The following is an 8,456-nucleotide window of genomic DNA, read 5'->3' as shown; positions in this document are numbered from 1 at the left end:
ATATTTAAAACGTGTAAATATCGTCCTGACTATCCGTATAAAGGGTTTTCAACAATAGATGAAGCACGTAGTTGGGTGTTGAAATTTAGCCACTGGTATAATTTTAACCACAAACATAGCGGTATTAAATATATAACCCCTCACCAAAGACATTCTGGGGTGGCAAGTGAAGTGTTGGCAAAGAGAAAAGAAGTGTATCAACGTGCTAAGGAGCAAACGCCTGAGCGCTGGAGTGGTGACATCCGCAACTGGGATTTACCAGAAAAAGTGCACCTAAACCCCGAACGTGAAATCGTCAACGTGGAGAGTGCATAACGTAGTGATCGCGACAACTAGTTTGACAAACACCGATAATAACTCTCTTTGTAACGGCTCTTGAGGCGAAAACTAAGCTATTACTCCTGAAAAACTCAGGCTGAGGAGTTAAATGAATTTATATATTCTTAAATCAGCCGATTAGTAAATCTCTAACTTAAATCAGTGATGTTCAATTTGTTGCACGTCTAGGTAGGTAAATCGTCAATTTAGCACCGCCTAATGAGGAGTGTGATATTTCATATCTCCCTTGATGCCATGAAACTATCTTAGCGACAATAGCGAGACCCAATCCAAATCCCCCTGTTTTTTTATCCCGACTTTTATCTAATCGTGTAAATGGTTTAAATACCGTTTCCCACTGCGCTTGCTCAATTCCAGCACCATCATCTTCAACGCTTAAAATAACGAATTCAGTCTCTTCAACTAAGCGAACCAGTACTTGAGACTGTCCGTGTTTTAAAGCATTACCTATTAAGTTTTGGACAGTGCGTGCAATAAAATGACTATCACAACCATAAGTGCATGTCGTTGGTAGCTGTACGTCAACTTTAATATTTGTGGCAAAATCAAGTTTGGTAACAACACTATTTATTAGCTGGACTAGGTCGCATTGTTGAACGCTTATATTTGGCTGTTGAGTATCTAGACGCGCATAATCGAGCATTTCTTTCACTAATGACTCTAACTCTAAGATATCGAGCTGCATTGTATCAATGTAATCAAATGCTTTTTCATCAGTCACTTTATCTTCGAGCATTGCTAAGGCAAATTTCAAACGTGCTAATGGCGTTCTAAACTCATGAGATACTGAGGAAGTAAGTTCTTGTTGAGCCGCCAACAGGTGTTGAATGCGTTGTTGCATAGCACGTAAAGTATCTGTAATTGGCAAAAAAAATGATTTGGACGTTGCATTCAATTCAAAATCTTGTGACCCGCCGACCGCCTCACATGCCATCCGTAATTTAGCAAAGTCTCGCCATAATAAAAAACTCCATAGCCCAACGGGGATCCCTACAACGCACAATAATAATAGGTAAGGCCATACTGATGAAAAAGCAGGTGCGGATACACTAATAGGCCCAACTTGCAGTAACTGCTCATTTTCGAGCTCTATGTACCACACTGCGCGCTGCTCTTCATCGAATAAATAAATATGGTGGTGCTGCGCAAGCTCAATAGCTTGTGGTTTGGGAAGCATTAAATCTTTTTTATCGACGATGTGGGTATTAAAACGTGACGCTAAATTGGTAATGCCTTCTGTAGTCTGAGTTAATAACCAAAGTGACTCGCCAAACTCTTTATCAAGAGACACTTGTTGCTGTGTTTCTTCATAAGGCCATAATTGCTCTATCACCCCACTCACTAAAAATAAGGAAACTATTATATACGCATATAAACTTACAAATAGCTTCCCCATTAACGGTTACATCCCCCACGCATCTGAAACGAATAGGTAGCCTTGTCCCCATACGGTTTTAATACGGTATGGTTTATCACTGTTGTCGCCTAATTTTTTACGGATACGTGACACTCTTACGTCAACTGTACGATCTAATCCGTCATACTGACGACCAATCATATGCTGATGTACATGTTCACGACTAAGCACTTCTCCAGCATTAGAGGCTAATAGCCAAAGTAGCTCAAATTCATGTGAAGTAAGTGTGATTTCATTATTCTTTAAACGTACAATACGACTAGTTTTATCTATGCTTAAATCACCAAATTGTAGCTCTTCAGGGGCTTTAACTACGGCCTGGCCACGGCGCAATAACGCATTTATACGCGCAAGTAATACTCTAGGCTCTGCAGGTTTGATTACATAGTCATCCGCTCCGAGTTCTAAACCTAATACTTGATCGAAATCTTCACCCTTTGCGGTCAACATCAAAATCGGTAAACTAAATTTATCACGTACTTGACGGCAAACACTAAAGCCATCTTTACCTGGCAGCATCACATCCAAAATAATTAAGTCTATCGGGTTATTCTCAAGAAAACTAAATACTTCATCGCCACGATCGAGTACCGCAACTTCAAGGCCATTATTTTCCAGATAATCTCGTGTTAATTGTTGTAAACCTAAGTCATCTTCAACAAGTAAAATCTTTGCCATTTGCAGCTCCAGAATTAAAAAAAACTCCACGGGGAACGTAATCTACGTCGAGTGGTTTTAGCACGAGTGCTCTGTACTTCGATACGTGCTGTAGCTAATAGTTCATCCGTATGAGGGTCGATCAAAGAGTATATAGTTGCTACCTGAACACGGGCTTTATGATCTAATTTAGCTATTTTAACTTGTTGCCAACATTGCAATTTACTACTTTCTTGATATAAACATACATCCATTTTCTTTGGCATATTTAGCGTTAGCTTAAGCTCAAGATCGCAATATTCTTGTTGTTCGGAAACCACACAGACTTTTGGTGACAATGTTAAAATGTCTTGTTTTGCAAAAGCTAACTCAGACCATAATGCAAAAATCACGATGTACAAAGAAAACGAAAAATACTTCATATTAAAAAATATGATTAAATCCTATAAAGGCGGTAATGGAATATTTTTTTTCAAACAATGGACTCTCATGTAGAGCCGAATAATCATAATACGCAACATGAAAGCGCAATGAATTATTATTGCCTAAAGGCCAACGGCCATCAATTTTAGCATAAGGTTGCCAACTACGACCTACCTCTATCGCAGCTGAGTTATGCTCTTGTTCACTTACACCATAAAAGTACGTATTTAAGCTTGCTGATTTATACCAAACGCCTAAACTCGGCTTTAGCTTTAAACGGCCGATAGTCTCATGCATTTGCCACTGAACTGCGGCTCTATTTCCATCATAAACCCCCGTGATATCAGTTAATACCTGTAGTGAAAAAACATGCTTATCTTTAACATAGTGATAACTCAAGCCTGCATCTAACGCCCACTTGCGTTTATCAAGATCTGTAATTTTCACTCGTGGTTGCTGATTTTCTAATTGGTTTTGTTCAAATACAACTGAGTTTTTTGAGGCTAATGCAAAGACATTGGTAGGGTGCCATTTCACAAAAAAACGTGTTTCGGGGTTAAGCTCTGTTATTAAATTAAAAATATGCCGAGAGTTTTCCTCAAGGGTGTAACCTAATCTGCCATTATCGAAAAAGAATTTTTCACCGTAAAAGGCAACTTCTGGGATTAATACTACAGGTAAATTATCACCGCCGTGCAATGGATTAGTGATAACCCCTAACCCTGTGTTAAGGCTAATATGCCATTGCTGCGTTACAATATTTTTATCATACCCGCTCTGCTGTTCAGTCGCTGATGCTACTGAAAGTTGGCAATAGATACATATTAACGCAAAAGTTTTAACTATCAGCTTCATGTCAGTTTATAAGCCAAAAAATGCTTTATTCTGGCCATAATAGCAAGGTATTAAAAACTAATCCCTAGCTGATTACAATCATTCACATTTTTGATACATATGGACTTATTCTGGGTAGAAACAAGCGAGCTAATTCACATTTTCAAGAGTTTGAGCAATCTCCCACAGTGCATTTAATGCAGCATCTGATAACCCTTTTCGTAATACAGCTAAACCAATCTCAAACCCTGCTGGCGCTTCGTTTTGATCACTGATCACCTGTACACGGTCTTTTAACGGGCTGTTATCCAATACAATTTTTGGCACCATCGCAATACCAAGTCCTAAACTAACCATTGATACCATAGCCTCATGCCCCGCGACCTGAGCATAAATCTTTGCATTAATACCATGTTTACGCCACCATTGCTCAAGCCTTTGGCGAGTAAAACCCTGCTCAGGAACAATAAATTCTAATTCAGACCACGCTATTTTATCGCTAGACAAAGCCAACTTTTGGGTAATCAAAGATGGAATGCGCGGGGCAATAAAAACCAAAGATGAGTAACCTATACTTGCAAACGCTATTTGCGGTGGCAATTTATCGGGTTTAGCAGCAATAGCCATCGCCTCTTGTCCATCTAACACTCGGTTAATAGCAACGGCAGGATCGCCCGTGTTTAACTTTATTTCAATATGTTGATGCTGTAACCGTAACTGCTCTAATATTTGGTGTAAAAAGCTATACGACGCAGTTACTGAGCAATAGATGCTGACTTTACCGTAGATGGTCTGCTCTGGATTTCGTACATTCGTTCGAAAGCGTTGCCAGTTTGCTAAGGTCGCATTTGCGTAATCAATAAATGACTCCCCTTCACGTGTTAATTTAACACTGCGATTATCACGTATAAATAGCTCAACCCCAACTTCATCCTCTAACTGTTTAATATTACGACTTAATGTAGGCGCACTGATATGGCATAACTCACTAGCGCGTGCAAAGTGCAAGGTTTTAGCAAGCGCTAAAAAGTAATGTAACCGTTTATGATCCATATTCTCTCCATATAAGTGATGTACACATTTAACGTTTCACTTTTTGAAATACTTTAATTCAAATATATCATTTTACGCAAGGTGAATGTTTCATTATGGTGGTTTTAAGCACGGCAATAAACGCCTGCATCTAACAAATATGAATATAGGATACTAACAATGGCGAATTATTTTAATACTCTTCCTTTACGTGAGCAGCTAGCTCAGCTTGCACAATGCGAATTTATGGATCCAGCTGAATTTGTCGACGGTGTTAATGCACTTAAAGGTAAAAAGCTAGTAATTGTTGGTTGTGGTGCTCAAGGCTTAAACCAAGGCCTTAACTTACGTGATTCTGGATTAGATGTATCATACACATTACGTGATTCAGCAATTAGCGAACGTCGCCAATCATTTTTAAACGCATCTGAAAACGGCTTTACTGTTGGCACTTACGAAGAGCTAATCCCAACCGCTGACGTTGTTTTAAACTTAACACCAGATAAGCAGCATACAGCTGTAGTTAGCGCTATCATGCCAATGATGAAACAAGGCTCAACCCTTGCTTACTCACATGGTTTCAATATTGTTGAAGAAGGCATGCAAGTACGTGACGACATTACCGTTATTATGGTTGCACCTAAATGCCCTGGTTCTGAAGTACGTGAAGAGTATAAACGTGGTTTTGGTGTCCCAACATTGATTGCTGTACACCCTGAAAATGACCCTCAAGGTCATGGTTTAGCACAAGCTAAAGCTTATGCTGCGGGTACTGGTGGCCATCGTGCAGGCGTTTTAAAATCATCATTTATCGCTGAAGTAAAATCAGACTTAATGGGTGAGCAAACGATCCTATGCGGCATGCTACAAACGGGTTCAATCTTATGTTTTAATAAAATGATTGAAAACGATATTGAGCCGGGTTACGCATCTAAACTTATCCAATACGGCTGGGAAGTCGTAACCGAGGCACTCAAATACGGCGGCGTTACTAACATGCTTGACCGTCTATCAAACCCAGCAAAAGTAAAAGCGTTTGAATTGAGTGAAGAGCTAAAAGTCATTATGCGCCCGCTTTATAATAAACACCAAGACGATATCATCGACGGTACTTTTTCACGCGTGATGATGGAAGATTGGACTAATGATGACGCTAATCTACTAAAATGGCGCGCAGAAACCGCCGAAACTAATTTTGAAAAAACCCCTGCCGGTGATGTTGAAATCACTGAGCAAGAGTTTTTCGATAACGGTATCTTAATGGTTGCGATGGTTAAAGCGGGTGTTGAACTTGCATTTGAAACCATGACTGCAGCGGGCATCATTGCAGAATCAGCGTACTATGAGTCATTACATGAGACGCCATTAATCGCAAATACTATTGCACGTAAAAAGTTATTTGAAATGAATCGCACTATTTCTGATACAGCTGAATACGGTTGTTATTTATATAACCATGCGTGTTTGCCACTACTTCAAAACTTTATGAAAAATATCAACACTGATGTTATTGGTAAAGGTTTAGGTGAGCAAAGTAACCATGTTGATAACCAAACACTGATTGAAATAAATAAAACATTGCGTGAGCACCCTGTTGAGATTGTTGGCACACGATTACGTGGCTACATGTCAGCAATGAAAAAAATTGTTTAACCCTGGACAATAAACGTTTCGCTTGTTAGAAACCAAGCCCACATACTTATGTTTGTGGGCTTTTTCCTTTATAAAAAACACTTCCCCACCACTACTTATTTCATTTAAAGCAACTATTAGCCATGATCAAAGGGTGTGCTAGAATAAAGCCTTATATTAGTTGTAAATTAAGACTCATTGATGACACTAAACCATTTATCAATTACCAAAAAAATTACCTTGCTCGGTATTTCTATTACTTTCGTTGTTGCGGCATTTATTGGTGCAACGTCGATATACAGTGCGAAAAATATAATAGAACACCGAATGATCGAATCTGAATTACCAAGTAAATTACAAGCCATTAATAATTATATCTCTCATGATATTAATGAATTAATTAGTGCCGCAGAGCAGCTTTCAAGTAATGAATTTATACTTGATTGGTCACAATCTACAGATACGAATGATCGCCTGTTACTCAAAGAATTAAACCGTTTAGTGAAACAATACGATTTAGCCACCGCGTCTTGGGCAAACAGAGAAACAGCGCAATACTGGAATCAAGATGGTTTTTTAAGAGAGTTAACACAGCAACAAGATGGTTGGTTTTTTGCTTTTAAACAGTCTAAGCAGCCCTACTCTATTAGTATTTTCCAAGAATCATCAAATGATGTGAAAATGTTTGTTAATCATCAACAAGTCAATGGCACTGGTTTGGCTGGCTTAGCTAAAAGCATTGATGATATGCAAACTCTACTGCAAAAATTTAAAATTGAAAAATCTGGCTTTGTTTTTGTAGCTGATAAAAGTGGCCTTATTCAATTACATAAAGATGCAAGTAAAGTCGCGAAAGAAACACTCGATAAACTTTATCAAGGTAATATTTCTACACAACTATTGAACAATCTGCCATTCTCAATTCAAGAAATTAGCTTTCAAGGTGAAAATATACTCCTTGCAGCAAGCCCAATCAAAAACACTGAACTATATGTTATTGCCCAAGTCCCCAAAAACGAAGTGTTTGCCAGTATTGATAAGCTTAAGTGGCAAATAATTACATTTTCGGTCATTATTGGATTACTAGCGAGCGTATTTAGTTACCTCCTTGCTCGTTCACTCTCTTCCCCACTTTCAAACATGGCAGAGCTATTTACTCGCTTAGGCTCTGGAGACGCTAATCTTGCTTATCGCTTACCTGAATCGTCGCAGCCAGAATTAACTGATTTAACCAATGGCTTTAATCTTTTTATTACTAAAATAGAAACTGCAATAGCCAACGTTGCCAGTGAAAGTCACGATATACGCCAAAGCTCACAACATGTTTTCGATCAAGCGCAACGTAACTCGCTGGCATTAGATAATCAAAAAGATCAGACTATCTCAGTTGCAGCAGCAATTAACCAAATGGGCGCGACAGTTCAAGAAATTGCAAGTAGCGCAGCAATGGCCGCTAAATTGACCGAAGATAGTAAAGCAAATACACAGCAAAGCCACCAGCAAGTTGCGCAAAGCCAAGTAATGATATCGGCTTTAGCTAATGATATTGACCTCATTATTACTCAAGTTAATGTGTTATCACAAAAAACCGTTGCAATCGCCAGTATTGTTGACTCAATTCGAGGGATTTCTGAACAGACAAACTTACTGGCTCTTAATGCCGCGATTGAATCAGCACGAGCAGGCGAACACGGCAGAGGTTTTGCTGTTGTCGCCGATGAAGTCAGAGCATTAGCAAATCGTACATCACAATCAACAACCGAAATACAAGGTATGATTGAGGAATTGACACAAACTTCAACAAGTGTTGTTAACAATATTGCTCAGTCTAAACATAAAGCACAAGATAGCGTTGAAGCCATGCAAAGCTCGGTATTGTTACTCACCGCAATCACTAATACAGCCAATGAAATAAACGATATGGCAACACTCATCGCCACTGCGACTGAAGAGCAAAGTAATGTGGTTGCTGATGTCGGACGTAATATCGAACAAATCAGTGAGATCAGCGATAAAGCAATGCATGAACAAATAACCACTGAACAGGCAATCAAAGATCTGGCAAATAGCGCGCAAATTTTGGATAGACTTGTCGCCACGTTCGAAAAACACTGACATAGTT

Annotated in this window: 8 protein-coding genes; 3 read left to right on the top strand and 5 right to left on the bottom strand. The window is 39.0% G+C overall.

Annotation, left to right across the window (positions count from 1 at the left end; all coding sequences use genetic code 11):
- The coding region (locus tag ACJJVX_RS09810; RefSeq protein WP_405631250.1) for an integrase core domain-containing protein at window positions 1–315 on the top strand (315 nt) is incomplete at its 5' end.
- Between the two features lie 172 nt (window positions 316–487).
- Here the strand turns inward: ACJJVX_RS09810 and ACJJVX_RS09805 are convergent.
- The 5 genes from ACJJVX_RS09805 to ilvY all read right to left on the bottom strand — a co-directional run bounded on the left by ACJJVX_RS09805 (window position 488) and on the right by ilvY (window position 4,723).
- The gene (locus tag ACJJVX_RS09805) at window positions 488–1,735 is read right to left on the bottom strand and encodes an ATP-binding protein (protein WP_054203257.1); all 1,248 of its coding nucleotides are present in this window, start codon (window positions 1,733–1,735) and stop codon (window positions 488–490) included.
- A 6-nt stretch (window positions 1,736–1,741) separates the two neighbouring features.
- Window positions 1,742–2,434: a response regulator gene (locus ACJJVX_RS09800; protein WP_054203258.1), complete on the bottom strand. Its 693-nt coding sequence runs from the start codon at window positions 2,432–2,434 to the stop codon at window positions 1,742–1,744.
- A 14-nt stretch (window positions 2,435–2,448) separates the two neighbouring features.
- Complete coding sequence (locus ACJJVX_RS09795) at window positions 2,449–2,835, bottom strand: DUF3019 domain-containing protein (RefSeq protein ID WP_054203259.1); 387 nt, start codon at window positions 2,833–2,835, stop codon at window positions 2,449–2,451.
- Between the two features lies 1 nt (window position 2,836).
- Window positions 2,837–3,691 carry a MipA/OmpV family protein gene (locus ACJJVX_RS09790; protein ID WP_082378987.1) on the bottom strand — a complete coding sequence of 285 codons (855 nt, stop codon included), beginning with the start codon at window positions 3,689–3,691 and terminating at the stop codon, window positions 2,837–2,839.
- A 129-nt stretch (window positions 3,692–3,820) separates the two neighbouring features.
- Complete coding sequence (gene ilvY / locus ACJJVX_RS09785) at window positions 3,821–4,723, bottom strand: HTH-type transcriptional activator IlvY (protein WP_054203260.1); 903 nt, start codon at window positions 4,721–4,723, stop codon at window positions 3,821–3,823.
- 159 nt (window positions 4,724–4,882) lie between these two features.
- On the opposite strand from ilvY, the gene ilvC reads away from it, so the two are divergent.
- A complete protein-coding gene (gene ilvC, locus ACJJVX_RS09780) occupies window positions 4,883–6,355 on the top strand; it encodes a ketol-acid reductoisomerase (RefSeq protein ID WP_405631247.1) in 1,473 nt (490 codons plus the stop codon).
- Between the two features lie 180 nt (window positions 6,356–6,535).
- Entirely contained in the window at window positions 6,536–8,449 is a 1,914-nt protein-coding gene (locus ACJJVX_RS09775) for a methyl-accepting chemotaxis protein (RefSeq protein WP_054203262.1), read from the top strand.
- Window positions 8,450–8,456: the final 7 nt, after the last annotated feature.

The sequence above is a fragment of the Pseudoalteromonas sp. Ld20 genome, from assembly GCF_045064175.1.
GTDB lineage: Bacteria > Pseudomonadota > Gammaproteobacteria > Enterobacterales > Alteromonadaceae > Pseudoalteromonas > Pseudoalteromonas neustonica.
The sequence above is the reverse complement of the archived record's forward strand: the minus strand, read 5'-3'. Positions and strand labels throughout refer to the sequence as shown.

Coding starts and splice junctions, on each gene's coding strand:
- ACJJVX_RS09805 (WP_054203257.1), bottom strand. CDS start 1,735: ATGGGGAAGCTATTTGTAAGTTTATATGCGTATATAATAGTTTCCTTA.
- ACJJVX_RS09800 (WP_054203258.1), bottom strand. CDS start 2,434: ATGGCAAAGATTTTACTTGTTGAAGATGACTTAGGTTTACAACAATTA.
- ACJJVX_RS09795 (WP_054203259.1), bottom strand. CDS start 2,835: ATGAAGTATTTTTCGTTTTCTTTGTACATCGTGATTTTTGCATTATGG.
- ACJJVX_RS09790 (WP_082378987.1), bottom strand. CDS start 3,691: ATGAAGCTGATAGTTAAAACTTTTGCGTTAATATGTATCTATTGCCAA.
- ilvY (WP_054203260.1), bottom strand. CDS start 4,723: ATGGATCATAAACGGTTACATTACTTTTTAGCGCTTGCTAAAACCTTG.
- ilvC (WP_405631247.1), top strand. CDS start 4,883: ATGGCGAATTATTTTAATACTCTTCCTTTACGTGAGCAGCTAGCTCAG.
- ACJJVX_RS09775 (WP_054203262.1), top strand. CDS start 6,536: ATGACACTAAACCATTTATCAATTACCAAAAAAATTACCTTGCTCGGT.